Origin of the sequence: Paraburkholderia atlantica (genome assembly GCF_009362785.1) — a bacterium.
In the GTDB taxonomy this organism is placed as follows: domain Bacteria; phylum Pseudomonadota; class Gammaproteobacteria; order Burkholderiales; family Burkholderiaceae; genus Paraburkholderia; species Paraburkholderia atlantica.
Window position 1 is genome coordinate 57,832 of the sequence record NZ_WHNQ01000021.1, and the last position, 20,929, is coordinate 78,760.

Annotated in this window: 17 protein-coding genes and 2 pseudogenes; 4 read left to right on the forward strand and 15 right to left on the reverse strand. The window is 64.6% G+C overall.

The window, feature by feature from the left end; translation table 11 throughout:
- Window positions 1-33 precede the first annotated feature (33 nt).
- The 8 genes and pseudogenes from GCT19_RS26090 to GCT19_RS26125 all read right to left on the reverse strand — a co-directional run bounded on the left by GCT19_RS26090 (window position 34) and on the right by GCT19_RS26125 (window position 10,999).
- A complete protein-coding gene (locus GCT19_RS26090) occupies window positions 34-858 on the reverse strand; it encodes an ROK family protein (RefSeq protein ID WP_176135365.1) in 825 nt (274 codons plus the stop codon).
- Window positions 859-920: 62 nt separating this feature from the next.
- The gene (zwf, locus tag GCT19_RS26095) at window positions 921-2,540 is read right to left on the reverse strand and encodes a glucose-6-phosphate dehydrogenase (protein WP_152853549.1); all 1,620 of its coding nucleotides are present in this window, start codon (window positions 2,538-2,540) and stop codon (window positions 921-923) included.
- 110 nt (window positions 2,541-2,650) lie between these two features.
- Window positions 2,651-5,422, reverse strand: coding sequence for an MGH1-like glycoside hydrolase domain-containing protein (locus GCT19_RS26100; RefSeq protein WP_152853550.1), 2,772 nt, complete (start codon window positions 5,420-5,422; stop codon window positions 2,651-2,653).
- Between the two features lie 52 nt (window positions 5,423-5,474).
- Window positions 5,475-7,445, reverse strand: coding sequence for an amylo-alpha-1,6-glucosidase (locus tag GCT19_RS26105; RefSeq protein WP_152853551.1), 1,971 nt, complete (start codon window positions 7,443-7,445; stop codon window positions 5,475-5,477).
- 191 nt (window positions 7,446-7,636) lie between these two features.
- Window positions 7,637-7,723: pseudogene (locus GCT19_RS44825) on the reverse strand (twin-arginine translocation signal domain-containing protein); the annotation flags it as partial.
- A gap of 112 nt (window positions 7,724-7,835) precedes the next feature.
- Window positions 7,836-8,753: a dihydrodipicolinate synthase family protein gene (locus GCT19_RS26115; RefSeq protein ID WP_321576875.1), complete on the reverse strand. Its 918-nt coding sequence runs from the start codon at window positions 8,751-8,753 to the stop codon at window positions 7,836-7,838.
- Window positions 8,754-9,079: 326 nt separating this feature from the next.
- On the reverse strand, window positions 9,080-10,195 hold the full coding sequence (locus GCT19_RS26120; RefSeq protein WP_152853553.1) for a succinylglutamate desuccinylase/aspartoacylase family protein: 1,116 nt from the start codon (window positions 10,193-10,195) through the stop codon (window positions 9,080-9,082).
- Window positions 10,196-10,231: 36 nt separating this feature from the next.
- Window positions 10,232-10,999 (reverse strand): transporter substrate-binding domain-containing protein, encoded by a 768-nt coding sequence (locus GCT19_RS26125; RefSeq protein ID WP_152853554.1) that lies wholly within the window; start codon window positions 10,997-10,999, stop codon window positions 10,232-10,234.
- A 114-nt stretch (window positions 11,000-11,113) separates the two neighbouring features.
- Between GCT19_RS26125 and GCT19_RS26130 the strand changes: the two genes are divergently transcribed.
- Window positions 11,114-12,034 carry a LysR substrate-binding domain-containing protein gene (locus GCT19_RS26130; protein ID WP_152853555.1) on the forward strand — a complete coding sequence of 307 codons (921 nt, stop codon included), beginning with the start codon at window positions 11,114-11,116 and terminating at the stop codon, window positions 12,032-12,034.
- A gap of 10 nt (window positions 12,035-12,044) precedes the next feature.
- Here GCT19_RS26130 and lysA read toward each other — a convergent pair whose 3' ends face one another.
- Entirely contained in the window at window positions 12,045-13,301 is a 1,257-nt protein-coding gene (gene lysA, locus GCT19_RS26135; RefSeq protein WP_035492377.1) for a diaminopimelate decarboxylase, read from the reverse strand.
- Window positions 13,302-13,421: 120 nt separating this feature from the next.
- On the opposite strand from lysA, the gene GCT19_RS26140 reads away from it, so the two are divergent.
- Together GCT19_RS26140 and GCT19_RS26145 are read left to right on the forward strand one after the other, a co-directional pair.
- Window positions 13,422-14,360, forward strand: a complete 939-nt coding sequence (locus GCT19_RS26140) for a LysR family transcriptional regulator (protein ID WP_152853556.1) — start codon at window positions 13,422-13,424, stop codon at window positions 14,358-14,360.
- A 216-nt stretch (window positions 14,361-14,576) separates the two neighbouring features.
- On the forward strand, window positions 14,577-15,431 hold the full coding sequence (locus tag GCT19_RS26145) for an oxidoreductase (protein WP_018438332.1): 855 nt from the start codon (window positions 14,577-14,579) through the stop codon (window positions 15,429-15,431).
- A 33-nt stretch (window positions 15,432-15,464) separates the two neighbouring features.
- Here GCT19_RS26145 and GCT19_RS26150 read toward each other — a convergent pair whose 3' ends face one another.
- The 5 genes from GCT19_RS26150 to GCT19_RS26170 form a co-directional block, all read right to left on the reverse strand.
- On the reverse strand, window positions 15,465-15,899 hold the full coding sequence (locus GCT19_RS26150) for a rubredoxin (protein ID WP_018438333.1): 435 nt from the start codon (window positions 15,897-15,899) through the stop codon (window positions 15,465-15,467).
- A gap of 71 nt (window positions 15,900-15,970) precedes the next feature.
- Window positions 15,971-16,096, reverse strand: coding sequence for a hypothetical protein (locus GCT19_RS44435; RefSeq protein WP_260185321.1), 126 nt, complete (start codon window positions 16,094-16,096; stop codon window positions 15,971-15,973).
- Window positions 16,097-16,326: 230 nt separating this feature from the next.
- On the reverse strand, window positions 16,327-17,517 hold the full coding sequence (locus GCT19_RS26160) for an aromatic ring-hydroxylating oxygenase subunit alpha (protein ID WP_152853557.1): 1,191 nt from the start codon (window positions 17,515-17,517) through the stop codon (window positions 16,327-16,329).
- A 215-nt stretch (window positions 17,518-17,732) separates the two neighbouring features.
- Window positions 17,733-19,184: a glycosyltransferase family 2 protein gene (locus GCT19_RS26165; protein WP_018438336.1), complete on the reverse strand. Its 1,452-nt coding sequence runs from the start codon at window positions 19,182-19,184 to the stop codon at window positions 17,733-17,735.
- Window positions 19,185-19,214: 30 nt separating this feature from the next.
- Window positions 19,215-19,814: a cytochrome b gene (locus tag GCT19_RS26170; protein WP_013092773.1), complete on the reverse strand. Its 600-nt coding sequence runs from the start codon at window positions 19,812-19,814 to the stop codon at window positions 19,215-19,217.
- Between the two features lie 239 nt (window positions 19,815-20,053).
- Here GCT19_RS26170 and GCT19_RS43560 point away from each other — a divergent pair.
- Window positions 20,054-20,180: pseudogene (locus GCT19_RS43560) on the forward strand (aldo/keto reductase); the annotation flags it as partial.
- A 24-nt stretch (window positions 20,181-20,204) separates the two neighbouring features.
- Here GCT19_RS43560 and GCT19_RS26180 read toward each other — a convergent pair.
- Window positions 20,205-20,894: a TetR/AcrR family transcriptional regulator gene (locus tag GCT19_RS26180; RefSeq protein WP_152853558.1), complete on the reverse strand. Its 690-nt coding sequence runs from the start codon at window positions 20,892-20,894 to the stop codon at window positions 20,205-20,207.
- Window positions 20,895-20,929: the final 35 nt, after the last annotated feature.

Consider the following 20,929-nt stretch of genomic DNA (forward strand, 5'->3'; position numbering starts at 1 on the left):
GCTAACAAGCCCATCAAGCGGCGACCGCCCCCCTCACTTCGGCTTAAACCGTCCCGTCTTCTCCGTCGCCTCCGGATACTGCCGCGTCTCGCGCACCGACAGCGGATGCCACAATTTCGCGCCGCCTTCGATCCCCGCGTCGTTCGAAACAGTCGCCACATTCGCCGGCAGCGCGAACTTGATGCGCGCCGCGTTGCCGCCGCCGATCCACAGCTTGTCGTAATTGACCAGCGACTCGAGAATGCCGATCACTTTCTCGACACGCCGGTTCCAACGCTTGTTGCCGACCTGCTCGCGCGCGGCCTCGCCGATGTATTCGTCGTACGCGACGCCCTTCTTGCTGACCGGATGATGCGCGAGCTCCAGGTGCGGCATCAGCTCGCCATCGCGAAACATCGCGGTGCCGGCGCCGGTGCCGAGCGTCAGCACGAATTCGAGGCCGCGGCCTTCGATTGCCGCGAAGCCCTGCATCTCGGCGTCGTTGATCATCCGCACCGGCAGACCGCCCAGGCGCTGCGCGAGCGAATCCGCGAGCGCAATGTCGTGCCAGCCTTCGATGCCGAAGTGCGGCGCGGTCAAAATACGGTTATTGCGCACGACACCCGGAAAGCCGATCGAGATACAAACAGGCTGCACCTGCTCGATGAGCGGAGCCACGAGTTGCGCGAGCGCATCCACCAATTGATCGGGCGTGCACGGATGCGGCGTCGCAACGCGCACGCGCTCGGTTTTCATCTGCCCGTTGGCGTCGATGATCGCGGCCTTCAGGCCGGTTCCGCCGACGTCGATCGCGAGGATGTGCTCGCTGCCGCTTTTCGGCGCATTCCGTTTCACTGCGTTCTTGTTGCGTGTTGGCACGATGTCTCCCGGTTGTGTGAGGCGGTTGTGATACGTGTGTGCGGGTTGGTTCAAAGCTGCCGCTACGCGTTGCGACTGGGCCCTTTCTGCTGCAACGGCCGCCACGCGTGGCCATTGCGCGCGAGCAGCGCGTCGGCTTCGGCCGGCCCGTCGCTGCCGGCCGCATAACCGTGCACGGGCAGAGCGCCGCCGCTCTTCGGATGCAGCACGTCGTCGACCGCACACCAGGCCGTCTCGATGCCGTCGGCGCGCTGGAACAACGTCGCGTCGCCAAGCATGCAGTCGTACAGCAGCGTCTCGTACCCGACGTTCGCGCGCTCGTCGAAGAAGTCGCCATAGTTGAATGACGACTGCACCGCACCGACCTGCATCACCGGCCCCGGCGCCTTCACGTTGAAATCGAAACTCGAGCCGTGCTCGGGATCGATGCGCAACGTCAGCACGTTCGGCGTCAATGCGTCGACCGGCGTGTCGCGGAACAGGCGGAACGGCACCGGCTTCAACTGCACCGAAATTTCGGTGCGGCGCACCGAGAGCCGCTTGCCGGTACGCAGATAGAACGACACGCCCGCCCAGCGCCAGTTCTCGACGAACACGCGCGCCGCCGCGTAGGTTTCGGTCGTGCTGGCGGGCGCGACGTCGGGCTCCTCGCGATAGCCCACACCCGCCGGCCCCTTTTCGTACTGGCCGAATACGACGTCGTCGGGCGTCAGCGGCTGGATTGCGTCGAACAGCTCGACCTTCTTGTCGCGCACGGCTTCCGCGTCGAATGAATTCGGCGGCTCCATCGCCACGATGCCGAGCAGCTGGAACAGATGGTTCGGCACCATGTCGCGAAACGCGCCGGTCTGCTCGTAGAATCTGCCGCGCCCTTCGACGCCGATCGTTTCCGCCGCCGTGATCTGCACGCAGTCGATGTACTCGCGCCGCCAGACCGGCTCGAACATCGCATTCGCGAAGCGCACCGCGAGAATGCTCTGCACGGTGTCCTTGCCGAGAAAATGATCGATGCGGTACACCTGCGATTCCCGCGCATACGACAGGATGTGCGCGTTCAGATCGCGCGCCGATGCGAGATCGGTGCCGAACGGCTTCTCGATCACCAGACGCCGAAAGCCGCCGTTCGCGCGGTCGTCTTCTTTCAGCAGGCCGGCTTTGCCGAGCCGCTCGGCGATCGGTTTGAAAAAGCGCGCGCCGACCGCGAGGTAGAAGATCACGTTGCCGCCCTTCGACTGATCGAGCTTCTGCTTCAGCTTCGCGAACGTGTCGTCGGATTCGAACTCGCCCGCCATGTATTCGAGGCGCTGCGCGACCCAGTTCCACGCGTTGTCGTCGAGCTTGCCGGCGTGGAAGGTGCTGGCCTTGTCGGCGGCGAATTTCTGCAGCGACGTATGCAGTTCGTCGCACCATTCGCGCGTTTCGCGCTCGCCGTGATTGACGCCGATGATCTTCATGCTGTCATCGAGCAGCCCATCGACCGAGAGGTTGTACAGCGCCGGCATCAACAGACGTTTGGTCAGATCGCCCCCCGCGCCGAAGATCACGAGCGTGCACGGCGGCGCTGGCTTCTTGCCGGCCGGCGACGACAGCGTGTCGTATCGGTTCGAGCTGAGCTTGCAGCTCAAGGCGGACGTTGCGTTGGGTTGATCTGAAGAGGCGGAAGAGTTCGGTGTAGTCGACATGAGATTCACCCGGAACTTGGTAAGCCGATAGAACGAACGTGGCGATAGATGAAAGACCACGGGCGCAGCCGCACGGTTCAATCCCGTTCGCGCGCGAGCGCGCGGCGTGCTCACTTCGTCGTCGCGGCCGCGAGCGACGGCACCGGTTCTTTGACCGGAATCGGCGCGGGCGCTGGCGCCGGTTCCCCGGCAAGCGGCACGTTGCCCGAGGCCGCCATCGCGCGCGGCTGCAACAGCAACGCGACGAGCCCGGTCCAGCCGGTCTGATGCGAAGCCCCAACGCCACGACCGTTGTCGCCATGAAAATACTCGTGGAACAGGATCAGATCGTGCGAACGCGGGTCCGCCTGCAACAGCGGATAAGCGCCCATCACTGGCCGCTCGCCATTCTTGTCCTTCAGGAACAGCGTGGTCGCGCGGCGCGCGAGTTCGTCGCCGATTTCGCTCAACGAGAACTTCTGGCCCGACCCGGTCGGATACTCGACGCGGAATTCATCGCCGTAGTAGCGATGAAACTCGTACAGCGATTCGATCAGCAGATAGTTGACCGGCATCCACACCGGCCCGCGCCAGTTCGAATTGCCGCCGAACACACGGGTATCGGATTCGGCCGGCAGATACTTCACACAGAAACTGTTGCCGTTGTGCTCGAACACGAACGGATGCTCGCGATGACAACGCGACAACGCCCGCACGCCGTGATCGGACAGAAATTCGCTTTCGTCGAGCGCGCGCCGCAACAGCGCCTTCATCCGATGTCCGCGCAGCAGCGACAGTAGCAGCGCGTTGCCCTTGCCGGGCTCGTTCCAGCGCGACACCAGCTTCGCGAGATCGGGCCGATGCTCGAGGAACCATACGAGGCGCTCGCGCAAGCCCGGCAAGCCGCCATGCAAACGCTCTTCGAGCACATGCACAGCGAACAGCGGTATCAGTCCGACGATCGAGCGAACCCGCATCGGCATGTTGCTGCCGTCGGGCAAGCGCAGCTTGTCGTAGAAGAATTCGTCCGCGCTGTCCCACAGGCCCGTGTCGCAGCCGTCGTCGCAACTGACCGCTTCCGCGATGTACAGGAAGTGCTCGAAGAATTTCACGCCGATATCGACGAACACGTGGTTCGCGTACGCGAGTTCGAGCGCGATACGCATCAGGTCGAGCGCATACGCGGCCATCCACGCTGTGCCGTCGGCCTGATCGATGTGGCCGCCGGTCGGCAACGGCGACGAGCGGTCGAAGATGCCGACGTTGTCGAGCCCGAGAAAACCGCCCTGAAAAATATTGTGGCCGTCGGCGTCCTTGCGGTTCACCCACCACGAGAAATTCAGCAGCAGCTTGTGAAACACGAGTTCCAGAAAATCGCGGTCCGCCTTGCCGGTCAGCGCGCGATCGATCTCGTACACGCGCCATGCGGCCCATGCATGGACAGGAGGGTTCGCGTCGCTCAACGCCCATTCGTAAGCGGGCAACTGGCCGTTCGGATGCTGATAGCGGTCCTTCACGAGCAGCAGCAATTGCTTTTTCGCGAACGCCGGATCGATCAGCGCGAACGCTGCCGCATGAAACGCGAGGTCCCACGACGCGTACCACGGGTACTCCCACTTATCCGGCATCGACACGATGTCCGCATTGCACAGATGTCGCCAGTCCCTGTTGCGGCCCTGCTTGCGCGCGGCGGGCGGACTCGGCTGCAGCGGATCGCCGTCGAGCCAGCGTTGCACGTCGTACTGGTAGTACTGCTTCGACCACAGCATGCCGGCGAGCGCCTGACGTTGCACGAGGCGCGCATCGGGGTCGGTGATCTCATGCTGCAACGCGCCATAGAATTCGTCGGCCTCGGCGACGCGGCGGGCGATCAACGCGTCGGCATCGAATGGCGCTTCATCGGTCGCCGATTGCGGGTGCCAGCGCAGATACACGACCGCGCGTCCGTGCGGCCCGAGTTCCAGCGGCGCGTGCGCGGCCGCCTTGGTACCCGCGTCGCGGCGGATCGCGTTCGCGTCGCCGTGCACGAGGTAATCGTTGAAGCCGTCCTTGAACGGGCCCGCGCCGTCCATGCCGAACAGCCGCTTCACGTTGGTGTCGTTCTCGCAGAACAGCCACGCGAGTTGCGGCGCGTCCTTCGACCACGCGGTCACGACGATCGGCTCATGCACATGATGATGGCCAAGCAGACGCACCGCGCCGTCATGGTCGGTGCCGGCGACGAGCTTCGGTTTGTCCTTGTTCTCCTTCCACGACCACGAGTTGCGCGCCCAGATCTGCGGCAGCACATCGAGCGACGCCGCCTCGTCCGCGCGATTCTCGATCGTCACGCGCATCACGATGTCGTCGGGCGTGTGCTTCGCGTATTCGACCTGCACATCGAAATAACGCAGATCGTCGAACACGCCGGTATCGAGCACTTCGTACTCCGGCATGTCGCCGCCGCGGCGCGCGTTTTCTTCGATCAGGTCCTGGTACGGATAGGCCGCATGCGGGTACTTGTACAGCATGCGCATGTAGGAGTGCGTGGGCGTGCCGTCGAGATAGAAGTACAGCTCCTTCACGTCCTCGCCGTGATTGCCCTGCGAGTTCGTCAGGCCGAACAGGCGCTCCTTGATGATCGGGTCCTTGCGGTTCCATAGCGCAAGCGACACGCACCAGCTGAGCCGGTCGTCGCCGAACCCGGCGATGCCGTCTTCGCCCCAGCGGTAGGCGCGGCTGCGCGCATGGTCGTGCGGAAACGAGTCCCACGCGGTGCCGTTCGCGCTGTAGTCCTCGCGCACCGTGCCCCACTGGCGCTCGCTCAGATACGGCCCCCAGCGCTGCCAGTGGCCGCATTCGGGCGAATGCAGCCGGGAACCTTCGATCGTGGCAAGCAGATTGGCAGCGCGCAGCGGTGGCATGAGAACGTCCTTGCAACAAGCCTGGCGGTAGGACCCAACATCGTAGCGCGGTTTACGCGCCGTCGCGCTCGAATTGGGCAAGCAGACTTTCAATACGCAGCAATTCTCCGAGCGACCAGGCCTGGAACGGCGTGCCGGCGGGCGCGTGCGGCGCGTCGCCGTCGGCGATCTCGGACAGGTGGTCGAGGCCCGCGTGATCGAGATGCGCGTACAGCGGGGCGAGAAAACGCGTCCTCACCTGCGCGAGATTCGTGGCGCTTGCGCCATTCACTCGCAGCCACGCTTCGACGAACGGGCCGATCAGCCATACCCACACGGTCCCCTGATGATAGGCGCCGTCGCGTTCGAGCGCCGCGCCGCGGTAGTGGCCGCGATAGGCCGGATCGGACGGCGCGAGCGAGCGCAGGCCGAGCGGCGTCAGCAATTGCGCTTCGACCTGAGCCACCACCGCGCGCGCCGCCGTGCCTTCGAGCAGCGGAAACGGCAGGCCACCGACCGCGAAGATCTGGTTCGGCCGGATCGAGCGGTCGATCGTGCCCGGCGCATGATCGACGTCGACGTTATCGAACAGCGTCTGCGTGTCCGGTTCGACGAAGCGCCGGCGAAATGCGAGCGCCGCGCGCTCGGCAGCCTGCCGCCACTGCGGGTTCCATGCCGACGCGATTCGCAGTGCGTTGATCCATAGCGCCTGCACTTCGACCGGCTTGCCGATGCGCGGTGTGACGATCCAGTCGCCGACTTTCGCGTCCATCCACGTCAGTTGCACGCCGGGGATACCGGCGCGCAGCAGACCGTCGTCGGGACAGCAGCCGATGTTGAAGCGCGTGCCGTTCGTGTAGCCGGTCAGGATCGTTTCCGCGGCTTGCTGCAGGTGCTCGCGCGTCTGTGCGCTTGCATGCGGCGTAGCCAGGTAGTCGTGAACCGCGACGATGAACCATAGCGACGCATCGACCGAGTTGTATTCGGGCGCGTCGCCGTAGTCGGGAAAGCGGTTCGGCAGCATGCCGTCGGACAGCGCGCCCGACCATTCGAGCAGGATCGCTTCGGCGTCGTCGAGACGCTTCGATGCGATCAGCAGGCCGCGCATCGCGATGAAGGTGTCGCGGCCCCAGTCGGTGAACCACGGAAAGCCCGCGAGGATCGTGCGGCCCTCGTTGCGCGTGACGACGTAGGCGTCGGCCGAGCGTTGCAGGCGCGAGCCGAGTGCGGCGCGGCGTTGTTGTTCGGTGTCGGCGAGTTGGGCGGCGTGGGCGGTGGTTTGGGGATTGTCGTTGGTGCTTTGGGTGACGGCCGCGCTCGCTGCACTCAGAATCATCACCGCTTCGCCCTCGGCGAGATTGAAGCTGAACACGCCGGGCGCCGCGAGGTCTTCGTTGCAATCAAGACCGCGCTCCTGCTCGCGCACGTAGCAGAAGTTGCGATACCAATCGGGCGCATGCGAATAGGTGCCGTTGGTCGCCGCCCGCACGACCGGCAGTCCGCCATACGGCTGCCAGCTCGCGCACGATTGATCGGCGCTGACCTGCGCGCCGAAGTTGAAAGCCGGATTCTCGTGATGCAGCGCGTGATAGTCGCGGCCCGACAACAGCGGTCTGACCTTCAGCACCGGCGCATCGAGTTCGCCGCCTTCGAGCCGCCAGCGCAACACCGTTTCGCACGTCGCTTTGCTGACGAACACGTCGGCGATCATCGCAGTACGCGTATCGAGTTGAACGCGCCAGGTCGGCCACGGCGCCGTATCGAAACAGAGCAGGTTGCCGCGCAGATCCGGATAGATCACGTCAGGCCCATAGCGTTGCATGGTCAACGGAAAGCGCTCGCCGCCCGCCTCGACCCACGCCTCGATGCCGTTGACCAGCACCATGCGCCCGCCCGGCGCGCGCGTCGCGGCTAGCAGTAGCGCATGGTAGCGGCGCGTGCGCAACATACCGACCGTGCCCGACGCAAAGCCGCCGAAGCCGTCGGCTTCGAGCCATTCGTCTTCGAGTTGCGAGATGTCGATAGGTGAATCGATGCGAGTCATTGAATCGTGCTCAGGCGCGAACCGTAATGCAGCAAACATAGCGCAGATGGCAGTGCCATGAGCATCGATCTTCCCACTACTTTCCATTTTCTTTCGATCAACCGACGACTAGCTCGCAACTGCTCGGCAAGAGCAACGTGTCACCGACAACGAAACATACCAACGTCGCGTCCCTTCTGCCTAAGGGAAGACGACTCGGGCAATGCGCTCATCGCGGCGGCGGCGCCCGCGGATGAAGCCACGGTTTGCAGGAAACGGCGACGACTAGTATCACCGATCCGGCTGCGGTTGCGCCGGTGCTGACGGCGAGTCGAGATCAGCGCTCGCGGTTGGGGTTCGGCATCCTGTTTCCCCTACCAGGCGGACAACATGCCGATGTCTTTCAGGCGTTCAAAGACCAACATCCGGCAGCATCGGGCGCGTAGCGAGCGCCTTTGCGACGATGTCTTTGACTTCGGCAAGCGTATCGCCTTGCAATGCAAGGCGCGGCGGACGCGTAACGGCGCTGCCGCGGCCGAGCAATTCCTCGCACAGCTTGATGCATTGCACGAGGTCGGGGCGCGCGTCGAGGTGCAACAGTGGCATGAACCAGCTATACAGCGCCAACGCTTCATCGAAACGCTTCTGGGTGGCGAGGCGAAACAGCGTCTCGCCTTCCTTCGGGAACGCGTTGGACATCCCCGACACCCACCCTTCCGCACCGACCGCAATGCTTTCGACCACCACGTCGTCGAGGCCGGCGAACAGCACGAAGCGGTCGCCCACCGCGTTGCGCAGATCGATGAAGCGCCGCGTATCGCCCGACGAATCCTTGAAGCAGACGATGTTCTCGCAGTCCTGCAGCGCGATCAGCACGTCCGGCGTCACGTCGTTCTTGTAGATCGGCGGGTTGTTGTAGATCATCACCGGCAGATCTGTGCCGGTCGCGACCGAGCGGAAATGCGCGGCGGTTTCGTGCGGCTTCGCGGAATAGACGAGCGCCGGCATCACCATCACGCCGTCGACGCCGACACGCGCCGCTTCACGCACCGTCTGCCGCGCGAACTCGGTCGTGAACTCGGCGACGCCCGCGACGACGGGCACCTTGCCACCGGATGCGTCGCGCGCGGCCTCGATGACCTGCAGCTTTTCCGACGTGCTCAGCGAAGTGTTTTCGCCGACCGTGCCGCAGACCACCAGACCCGACACGCCGTCCTTGACGAGATTGCTGACCACGCGGTGCGTCGCGTCGATGTCGAGCGAGAAATCAGGCTTGAACTGGGTGCTGACGGCGGGAAACACCCCGCTCCATTGGATAGCCTTGCTCACTTTGTCCGTCTCCTTCAAAAAGCCGGCCGCGCCGACACACGTTGAGTATGACGACGAGTATCGGCCTTTGTCCGCAAGCGGGCTTGGGCTTTTTCGCGGCTGAAAGAGATTAAATCCGCACAATCGGCGAGACGCGGAATGGCCGCGTCGGGTCGCGCCATCCAACTTCACGGCAACGCGGCTGCGGCGCATGTGAGCGCCGTCGCGCGATGCGTCGACGCGGTCCTGGATGCCGAGTCCGGCATAGCGGCACACGATGCGTCGTGACTCGCGCGCCGCCGGCGCGGAGGTGGTGCGACGAGGAACGCGGGCCCTCTGTCAATCGATCAGGCGCCCAGCAACACGCCCGTTCTGATCGGCCGCGTGCCGGTCACGCGACCGAGTGGCGCACCGGCCGTCACGAAACGGATCGCGCGCCGCATATAAAGCACCCCTTCGGTCTGACTCACGATCGTGGTCGTCTCGTCGGTCAGCGGATCGACGATATCGAACAGCGGCTGGCCGACGCGGATCGTGTCGCCGATCTTCGCGCGGTGCACGAGAATCCCGCTTACCGGCGCATAGAACTGCTCGCTGCCCGCGAGCGGCGTCGCCGGCGACAGCAGCGGCGGCAACGGCCTGGCCTCACCGCGAATCGCACCGCGCCACACCAGATAGTCGACGAGCGCGTCGGCATCCTGCTGCGCGACTTCGTACGACACGTCGCGCTGGCCGCGGCATTCGACCGTCACCGCGATCGTGCCGGTCGGCACCGGCTTGCTCGCCGGAAACTGCTGCTGCAACGTCCACCACAGCAAGCTATGCGTTTCGTCGAACGCGCCGCCGCCCGAATCCGTCGCGAGCAACGAGGCCTCGGCGCCGAGGTAGCGCGACAGCGGCTCGAACTCGGCCCACGCAGCCTCGCTCGTGTACACATGCATGGCCGCTTCGAGCGAGCAATGCAGATCGATCACGATGTCCGCGTCGTATGACAGTTTCAGCAGCGCCAGTTGCAGCGAATCGAATTCGGTCAGCGGCTTCTGTTGCGCGAGTTCGGCCGCGAGGAGTGCGCGCACGATGCGGCGATTCTCGTTCGCGTCGGCGCCGAGCGCCTCTTTCGCATCCGCGACGAGCTTCGTGAACTGCACGAAATGCCGGTTGAAGTTCTTGCCGCTGCCGAGATCGAAGCGGCCGACGAACTGACCGAGCACGTATTGACTAAGCCCGACCGGATTCGACACCGGCACGAGCACGATTTCCGCATTCATTGCGCCGGCCTGCTCGAGCTCCAGCAATCTCCGCTTCAACAGCACCGTGGTCAGCATCGACGGCGTTTCGTCGGCATGCAGCGACGCCTGGATATAAATCTTCTGCCCGCTATTGGCCGGGCCGAAATGAAACGACACCAGCTCGCGGTGCGTGCCGATAGCCGGCGACAAAAGCGGAATCGATTGCCTGTTCATGAATGGAAAGCCGTGAAGATAAGTGGGAAATCCGGATCAATTGCCGTACGGATCGAAGTCGAAGTACTTCTTCGCAATCTGCGCATAGGTGCCGTCCTCGCGCATCGACGCGATCGCCGCGTTGATCGATGCCTGCACCCCGGTTTCATCCTTGCGCAAGCCGATGCCGACGCCGCGATCGCCCATCGAAAGCGGCTCGCCGACAAACGCGAAGCCCTTGCCCGCGGGCGTGCGCAGGAAGCCGTAATCGGCCTCGACGGTGCCGAGCAGCGCGCCGTCGAGCCGCCCGTTGCGCAGATCGGCGAACACCTCGTCCTGGCTCTTGTAGGCGACCACGTTCGCACCGAGCGGCGTCCAGTTCTTCAGCGCGTAGCCCTCGAACTGCGTGCCCGACTGCACGCCGATCTGCTTGCCTGCCAGTCCGCTCGCCGTAGGCGCGAGCGATGAGCCTTGCCGCGCGATCAGCCGCGACTTGAACTGGAACAGCTTCGACGAAAACAGAATCTGCTGTTCACGCTTTTCTGTGATCGCCATCGACGACAGCACCGCGTCGATCTTGCGTGCCTGAAGCGCCGGGATCATGCCCGAAAACTCGAGTTCGACCCACTGGCAATGCGCATGGATGCGCCGGCAAATCTCGTTGCCGAGATCGACGTCGAAGCCCTTCAGGCTGCCGTCTGGCGCCTTCGAGTCCATCGGCGGATAGGTCGGGTCGATGCCGAGGCGCAACGTGTTGGCGTCGGCGGCGAACGCGCCGCTGCTGAAAGCCAGCGCGGCGCAGAGAATCATCAGCGGAGTTTTCATGGACGGCGACGGGGAGTGGATCAGGACAGCGCGATCGTAAGCTGCCGCCGCGCCTCAAAGAAGTCCCGTTCGGACTATCATGATCACTTTTACCGATCACCAGACTCTGACGCCATGGCATTGACGATTTCGCAGCTGCGCGCGTTCACGGCGGTCGCCGAGCATGGCAGCATCCGCGCCGCGTCGCGCGCGCTCGGCATCGCGCAAAGCGGCATCACGCAGCAGTTGCAGAACCTCGAATCGATGCTCGGCGCGACGTTGTTCACGCGCACGAATCGCGGCATTGCGCTGACCGCGCTAGGCCAGCGGCTGCTGCAGCGGGCCGGCGCGATCCTCGGAGAATGCGAGCGTGCCGAGGATGACGTGCGGCAACTGCGCGGCGACTACGTCGGCGAGGTCGCGTTCGGCATGACGACCGAGCCGCTCGTCGACGCGTTCGCGCCGGTGCTGATGGAATTTCGTGCTCGCTTCGAGCGCGTCGCCGTGCACCTGCGCACCGGCACTTCACGCATGATGATTTCGTGGATCCGCGAAGGCACTTTGGATTTCGCGGTCGCGCTCGTCTCGAAGCAGACCGATACCGCCGATCTGTCGGTCACGCCGCTCTATCCGTCCGATCCGGTGATCGTGTGCCGGCGCGGTCATCCCAAGGCGCGCGCGAAGTCGCTCGCTGAGCTAGTCGATTGCACGTGGGTGACGACGCGCTCGCCGAATCTGACCGAGGAGCCGCACGTCAACCGCTTGAGCCATCTGTTCGACAGCCACGGGTTGCCGCCACCGAAGATCGTCGCGACCGTCGAGGGCCTGTACGAGACGCTGCATCTGGTAGGCGCGACCGATTGCCTGTCGCTCGAATCGTCGGTCATCACGAAGCGTGGGCCGTTCGCGGACGTGCTGACGACGATTCCGGTGCGCGAGCGCGCACTGCAGCAGAACGTCTGCTTGCTGCAACGCGCGGCGATTCCGCTGACGCCAGCCGCGCAGGAGTTCGCGACGATGATCGCGTCGCACACGCGCACGGTGCGGGCGCGTTGAGCGTTGAACGTCAACCCGCCGTTGCTTCGAGCGCGATCAATTCTTCGATGCGCTGCCTGCGCCGGATCAGCCGCGCATTGCCGCGCTCGATCAGCACCTCGGGAGCAAGCGGCCGGCTGTTGTAGTTCGATGACATCGACGCGCCGTACGCGCCCGCATCATGAAACACCAGCAGGTCGCCCACTTGAGGCGCGGGCATCGATCGGCTCGTCACGACACCGCCTTCCACCTGCGTGAATACGTCGCCGGCCTCGCACAAAGGCCCCGCCACGCTGAACGAGCCGATCGGCGCATCGCTCGGCGTGCCGTCGCGCCTAAGCACGCTGATCTCGTGATGACTGCCGTAGAACGACGGCCGCACCAGGTCGTTGAAGCCCGCGTCGAGCAGCGCGAATTGCCGCGACGGCCGCCGGTTAAGCGCATGCACTTCGGCGACCAGCACGCCTGCCTGCGCGACCAGAAAGCGCCCCGGTTCGATTTCGAGCCGCACACGATGCCCGACCTGCGCCTCGATGCGCCGCCGCGCGTCGTCCCACAGCCGGAAATAATGCGCGGTATCGACGCTCGGCTCGCCATCGCGATACGGCACCGACAAACCACCGCCCGCGGAAATCGCCTCGATATCCTGATCGAGTTGCGACACTGCATCGACCATCGCATCGCAAACTTTCGCGAGATGCGCGTAGTCGACCCCAGAGCCGATATGCATGTGCAGGCCGACGAGCTTCAGCCGATAGCGCCGCACCAGTTCGAGCGCGCGCGGCAGGTCATCGCGCCAGATACCGTGCTTGCTGTGCTCGCCGCCGGTGTTGGTCTTGCTGCTGTGGCCGTGACCGAAGCCGGGGTTGATCCGCAGCCACACGCGATGGCCTTCGCTCGCATGTCGTCCGAGCCGGTCGAGCATGTCGAGCGAGCCGGCGTTGACGGTGATTCGCTCGTCGAGCACGGTGGCCCGCGTCGCGTGGTCGAGCACGTCGGCGGTGAATACCACGCCTTCGGCTGCGTCGTGCGACGCAGGTTGCGCCGTGAACCCCGCCGCAAAACTGCGCGCGAGTTCGCCCAACGAGACAGCGTCGACCATCACGCCTTCGTCGCGCATCAGCTTCAGGATGTGCACGTTCGAACAGGCCTTCTGCGCGTAGCGGATCGTGTCGAAGCTGCGCAACTGTGCGATACGCTGGCGGATCGTGTCGGCGTCATAGACCCATAGCGGCGTGCCGTGCTGGCGCGCGAGGTCGGCGAGTTGATGGGGGTTGAATGGCGTCATGAACGGTTGCATGTCGAGGCATTGTGAAAGCATTAGCCGACATGATGAGCCGCGGCGATCATTCAGTAAAATACCAATTTATCGCCGATCCATTCATTTCTGATATAGCCTCGACCCATCATGGCGCTCACGCACCGTCACATCGAAATCTTCCGCGCACTGATGACGGCCGGCAGCGTCACCAAGGCAGCCGAGATGCTGTTCACGTCGCAGCCCACCGTGAGCCGCGAACTGGCGCGCATGGAACAGAGCATCGGCTTCGCGTTGTTCGAGCGCGTGCAGGGCCGGCTGCGTCCCACGCAATCCGCGCTGACGCTGTTCGACGAGATTCAGCGCGTGTATGTCGGGCTCGAACGCGTCGCGTCGACAGCGGCCGCGCTGCGCGAATTCAAGGGGGGCCAGTTGTCCGTGATCGCGCTGCCGGTGTTTTCGCATTCGATTCTGCCGGGCGCCGTCAAACGCTTTCACGATGCGCAGCCGGGCGTCAACGTATCGATTGCAACGCAGGAGTCGCCGTTTCTCGAAGAATGGCTGACCGCGCAGCGCTACGACCTCGGCCTCACCGAACACGACGCGCCGCCGCCCGGCACACGGCTCACGCCGCTGATCGCCGTCGATGAAGTGTGCGTGCTGCCCGATGCTCACCCGCTGCTCGCGAAACGTGTGATCGCATTGAAAGACTTCGCGGATCAGGCGTTCATCAGCCTGTCCGCGAACGATCCCTACCGGCTGCAGATCGACGAAGCATTCGCGCGGGCTGGCATCGCGCGCCGCCTGTTGTTCGAAACGCCGACCGCCGTATCCGTGTGCAGCTTCGTGCGGCAAGGGCTCGGCATCGCGATCGTCAATCCGCTGACTGCGCTCGATTTCGCGGGTCGCAATCTGCATATCCGGCCGCTCGCGTTATCGCTGCCGTTTCGCGTCAGCGTGACCCGCCCCGAACATCGGCCCGCGCATCCGCTCGCGGACGCATTCGTCGGCGCGCTGCAAAGCGAAGCCGCCGCGCTGCGACTACAATTGAAGCGCCACACCAGCCCCGCGCGGTCCTCGCAGTCATAGCAGTCACGGCGGCGCCCGTCCTCATCACCCGGCGAATCCGCGCAGCAGCACGCGCGCTCGCGCGGGGCCACCGCCCGAACCGTCCGCCGCGCGTCCCGGGCACGCTTCAAGCTGACATCACCCGCATACCGATTACCGACGCGCCGCGCCTTCGCGCCGCATCGGCGCGCCGTTTTCGAGTCTTCACGTCATAGACCCTCAACAGGAGTGTTCCCCATGATGAATCGAGACAATCCCGTCTGGCTGATCACAGGCTGTTCCACCGGCTTCGGTCGCGAGCTCGCGAAGCTCGTGCTCGGACGCGGCTGGCGCGCGGTCGTCACCGCGCGCGATGCATCGAAAGTGAAGGACATCGCCGAGGGGCACGGCGAGCGCGCGCTGGTGCTGCCGCTCGACGTGACCAATCGCGCGCAGATCGAAACCGTGGTCGCGCAGGCGAAGCGCCATTTCGGCCGCATCGACGCGCTCGTCAACAACGCGGGCTACGGTTATCTGGCCGCGATCGAGGAAGGCGACGACAGCGAAGTGCGCGCGATGTTCGAGACCAACGTGTTCGGTCTTATCGACATTACGAAAGCCGTGCTGCCGATCATGCGCGAGCAGCGCAGCGGTTTGATCGTCAACGTGTCGTCGATCGGCGGCATTACGAGTTTCGCGGCGACCGGCTTTTATCATGCGACCAAGTACGCGGTCGAGGGGCTGTCGGAGTCGCTCGCGCTGGAAGTGAAGCCGCTCGGCATCGGCGTGCTGATCGTCGAGCCGGGGCCGTTCCGCACCAACTGGGCGGGTCCGTCGATCAAGCAGTCGGCGACGCTGATCGACGATTACGCGTCGACCGCCGGCGAACGCCGCAAGCAGACCGAAGCGCGCAGCGGCAACCAGGCCGGCGACCCGGTGCGCGCCGCGCAGGCGATCATCGATGCGGCGTTGTCGGACACGCCGCCGCTGCGTTTGCTGCTCGGCAAGGCCGCGCTCGATCTCGCGTACAAGAAGCTCGACTTCATGCGCGGCGATTTCGATAGCTGGCGAGCGACGACCGAGGGCGCGGACTATCCCGAAGGGACGGCGTAGCGCAGGTTGATCAGGCGAGCCTCGGCCCGCCCGTTAAAACTCCACCAGCGCAAAATCGTCCTTGCCCACATCGCACAGCGGGCAGCGCCAGTCGGCCGGCACATCGGCCCAGCGCGTGCCCGGCGCGATGCCCTCGTCCGGCACGCCGGCGGCTTCGTCGTAGACCCAGCCGCAGATCACGCAGACCCATTGCTTGAACTCGACGGCCGCGGCGGCGTTCGCGGCCGACGGCGCATCGGCCGTAGCGGTCGAGGCGGTATCCGCCGCGGTCGTGCGCGCCGTCGCATCGAGGCTTACGACGAGCGGCGCGACCGTGCCGCTGCCGGTTCCCGCGAGCCGCGCCTGCAGGCTGTCGAGCAGGCGTTGCGCTTCGTCGTGGGTCAGATCGATCCAGTACGGATCGCCGGCGCCGTCGTTGAGCCGTTCGGGGGAAAACTGGATTTCTACGGCTACGCCCTTCTTGTACATGGCAATCGGAATCTCGAGAAAGCCGGCGACGCGCGCCGGCGTAAGGGTGCCCGCGCGACGCGGGCGCTGCTTCAGTGCGTCTGTACCAGCAGATTCAGCGCGTACGAGGCGATCACACCAGCGGCGCCGATCAGGCCAAGCAGTTGCAGCAGAGTGAGCGATTTACGGGAAGTGGTGGGGGTTTGTTGCGTGGTCACGAGCGAGTCTTGAAATTCGGAAAAAGCGCAATGGTACACGGGTGCGGACGCGACGAATGTCGATTGGCGCAAACTCGCGAGCAATAACAGTACCGTGCGACATTATCGCCGCTTGCGCGCCGCGGATTGTCTACCGGGGGGAGATGGATTAATTCCCAGCGAGGCAGAAAGCCGTGGCGGGACGGCTTGCGCGGCGCCGGTGAACCCACCCGCGCCGCGCCGCGCTGCGCTCAGGTCTTCGCGAGCGGATTGCCGTGACGGGAATCCCAGAAGCGGATTACCGACGTGTCGCCAGTGCCCGCGCCGACCACCTGGTCCGGCGCGCCGCACTCGCGCAGCAGCGCGCGCAAATCGTTGATGACCGGGAACACCTCGTGATTCCAGTCGGCTCCCTGCGAATCGTGGGCGCGCTGCTCCGCCTCGACGATCTCGCGATCCTCCTTGAAAATGCGCTCGGTGAACCACACCAGCAGCGGCCATGCGAGATTCATCACGCCCGGAATGCCGGGCTTGCGGATCGACAGCAGCCCGAACGTACGATTGGTGCGCTGCTCGCGATCGAGCGGCACGTAGACGATCCACAGGTCCATCACCAGCGTCTTCTCGTTGTTGCGGATTTGCAGGGTCTGGTACGGGTATTCGGTGCGGATCGTCATCACGTCTTTATGATTGAAGCCACCGGTCTTGCGCCTCTCGCCGAACACCATCGCCTCGCCTAGCGGCTGCTGGCCCGCCATCCGCGCGAACGTATAGTCGATCTCGACCCAGCCTTCGCCGCGCCGCCGCCCGAGCGAACGCGCGCGCATTTGTCCCATCTGGCGTCGATGCAGGAACTGATGATTCATGTCCATCAGGTTCTCGTGCATGAACGAATAGTGACATTTGACCGGACGGCCGAAGCGGCGCGTCTTGTACTTCGGGTCGGATACCGAGCGAAAGTCCGGCAGCGGCCGTTCCTCGGCGAGCGCGGCATCGCCGGGAAACACGAAGACCAGTCCCTCCACTTCCTGACACGGATACGAGCGCACGCCGTTCGGCAGACGCTCGCGGCCCAGGTACGGCACGTCGATACAGGTGCCCGAGCAGTCGTAGGTCCAGCCGTGATAGCCGCAGCGAATCGATTCACCGTCGACCACGCCCTGATGCAGCGGCACCTGCCGATGCGCGCAGCGATCTTCCAGCGCGAAGACCTTGCCGCTCTCGGTGCGCGCGAGCACGATCGGATCGCCGGCGAAGGTCACGCCGAGCGTCTTGCCGCGCTTCACTTCATGCGACCACGCGAGCGGGTACCAGTAATCGGGATGAATGGCCACGCGGCGCAGATCACGCACCGGCGCGTCGTGAGTGGCTTGAGCAGGCGCGGCGGCAAGCGCGGCGCCGGCGATTTCCTGTTCCTGTTCTAGCGGGGGAACTGCATGCATAGGTCAAGCCTCCGTGCACGAGCGGATAGAAGGTTGCCGCGCTGCATGGCAGTGCGGCATCTTCATCAGTCTACTTGATGCAGCCGCCGCATGGCACTGTCGCGGGCATGCTCGATGCGTCGCAGCACACATTGCGCATCAGCGTGAAGGATCTACCTTTACCACACCCGCCCTTCCGAAACATTGACTTAGGTTATGCGCTGTCCATCCACTGCTCACTCCTCGTCGCCGGCGACGAGCCCGGAGCGCCGTTGCACGCCCCATGCGCGGCCGCCGCGCAAAAAGTGCAGCCAGCCGAGCGCGGCGCCCAGATGACGCGCGAGCTGGAACGTGAACGGCTCGGCGACGGCCGCGAGCATCGCCATGCCGAGGCTGTTGCCGCTGCGCTCGCCGGTCCAGCGCCGGTACAGATGAATGCTCCATAGGTAAAACGCCAGATCGATCGCCGTTTTCAGACCGATCACGCTGAAGATCGATACGACGATCGCGCCATGTCCTCCGAATAGAAAACCGAGTAGCAATGCGAATGCCGTGAGACCGTAGATCGGCTGCATCGTGTCGACCGCCTTGATCGGCAGCATCAGCATGCCGAGCGTGCCGTAGCGCGGATTGCCGGTCATGTCGCGGTTCCAGTACTGCGTCTGCAGGAAGCCCGCGAACCAGCGACGGCGCTGGCGCAGAAAGCTTGCGAGGGTGTCGGGCGCATCGGTGCGCGCGTGCGCTTCGCCGACCACGCGCACGTCCCAGCCGAGCTCGTGATCGACCGAATAGCGGCGCAGCCGGTGAATCAGCTCGTAGTCCTCGACCAGACATTGCGGATCGAAGCCGCCGACCGCGATCAGCGCATCGCGCCGGAACGACGCGAATGCGCCCGAGATCAGCAGCAGGCTGTCCGCGCGCATCCACGCGAAACGCGCGATGAAGTTGCGCATGTACTCGTAGGTCTGGAACCACTGGAACACGCGGCCCGACAACGACTTGCCGCAGACTGGCACGAGAATGCCCGCCGCCGCGACGAGCGACGGTTCGCTCGCGAACGCGGCGCGCATCGCGTAGGTGGCATCGTCGTCGAGCAGCGTGTCGGCGTCGACGGTCATCACGGTGTCGGTCGTCATCACGGTGATCGCGGCGTTCAGCGCGCGTGCCTTGCCCCCGTGCGGCACGCGCAGCCAGAACAGGTTCGGGTACAGCGAGCTCGGCGCGCTCAGCACGCCTTCGGCTGCGGGCGTGAGGCCGAAGCGTTGCGTGAGCAGATCGGCGGTGGCGTCGGTGGAGCCGTCATCGGCGATCACGATCTGCGCCGGGCCGTGCGTTTGCCGCAGCAGCGCGGCGAGTGTGACCGGCAACACGGCCGCCTCGTTATGCGACGCGACGATGACACCCATGCCCGGCAATTCGCGCCGTTCGTAGTCGGCTTCGAGCGGCGCCGCGCGGCGCGTGAGCGGCAACGATTTCCACGTGACGAACGCGAGCAGCAACGTGTCGTAGACGACATATGCAATCCCGGTCGACCACGCGAGCGCACCGCGCAGAAAGAACGCGCGCGCGAACAGCAGCGCCCACAGCACGACGACGCTGGAATGGATCAGCGTGCTCCATAGCGTGGCGCGACGCGGCAGGATGCGTGGTGACGCGACCGCGAGTGCCTGTTCGAGGGTCTTCTTCAAAGCGAATATTTCAGATTGGGGCTGGTAGCGTCACGGCTTCATGCGTTTCAACACCGATTTGCGATCGAGCCATTCGTGCTTGAGCGCGCCGCCGATATGCATCGCCAGCAACGCATAAAGCGTATAGCCGAGCCACGTGTGCAGCGCGCCGAAGCGATCGTGCAACGTCTCTTTCAGTGTCGGGTCGAGGTGCATCACATAGCCGATGCGCGGCCACTGGAACAGGCCGAACCACTGCATCGGATGCGTGGCCGCGTCTTTCCACGCGGAATCGTGCAGCCATCCGGACAGCGGCAACGCAATCATCAGCAAATACAGCGCGAAGTGCGCGAGATGCGCGGCAATCTTTTCCCACGACGGAAACTCGCGCGGCAACGGCGGCGGCTTGTGCGACACGCGCCAAAGAATGCGCAGCACCGCGAGTCCGAGCACCGTGATGCCGATCGATTTGTGCGTGTCGATCACCGGACGCACCCAGTCGTCGGGCAGGGAATCCGCGGACAAAGCGAGCACGACGTTGACGATCATCAGCAACGCGATCAACCAGTGCAATGTCATCGCGGTGCGCGTGTAACGCGGCGCGTGAGTTGCATCGGTCGAATCGGTCAGGGAATTCGCATGGGTGTTCATAGGGTTCCGTTCACGAAGGCGATGGATGCTGCGAAAGCTGTTTGAAAATCGACGCTACCGGTATCAGGCAAACGCCCAAGTTTGCCGTCTTATTCCGCAAAGCGCTTAACGTGCATGTTTCAGTTTGTTTCGGGACGTGCCACGGGTCGCGTGGCTCGTGTCAAGCGAGGACGTCGCCGGTGGGGTCAAAGACTGATCGCCGTGGGCAATGGTCGGGCACTTCGGCCTATCCGAAGTGGTGGCTGCTCGCGCAAAAGCCGTGGATCGTGCCGATTCCGGGCACGACGAGGCATCGAAGCAGCGCTCGAGCAGATCAAGGTGGCGGGCGAGCGCTATCCGGCGCAGCGCCAGCGGTTCATCAACCGCCAGGCGGTGCGCGGTCGCGGCGCTTCAGCTTTTGAACTTGTGCCGAGTCTTGTCCGGCGTTTTGCTTGATGGCTTGCCTGACTTTTTGCCCGGCGCCCCGCAGATCAGCGCGACGCCAGCCTGCGCGGTCGCGCGCAGCGACTCGCGCGAGTCGCCCGCGCGCGAGCGCAGCGCGAGAGTATGCAGAATCGCCGATGCGACTTTGGCGAGCAGCGCGGGACTCGCGGCCGCATCGAGTTCGCCTTGGGCTTGCGCGCGTTCGAACCGTCGCTCGAACTCGGCATCGAACGTGGCGAGACCGTGCGCGAGCTTGTCACGTACTTGCGCATCCGCTCTCGACTCCACCGCCGCCGTGCCGATCAGAAAGCACCCGCGCGCCACCTCGCCCTGTGGAAAGTAGAGCGCGAGCGAGCCTTCGTACACGGCCAGCAACGCCTCGGCGAGCGGCCGGTCACCGTGCAGCGCGGCTTGCATCGCATCGCGGCCAAACGCGATGTAGCGATCGAGCGTATCGAGATACAGCGCGTGCTTGTCGCCGAAAGCGCCGTACAGACTCGGCCGGTTCATGCCGGTCGCCTCACTCAACGCGTCGAGCGACGTGCCCGAGTAGCCGCCATGCCAGAACGCGTCGCGCGCATCGTTCAGGGCCTGTTGCGAATCATAGTTGCGCGGCCGTCCGCGCGAGCGTTTTTCAGATTTTGTACCGGTATGCATAAAATTCTCTGGCGTCATCGATTTTTGTTCACTAT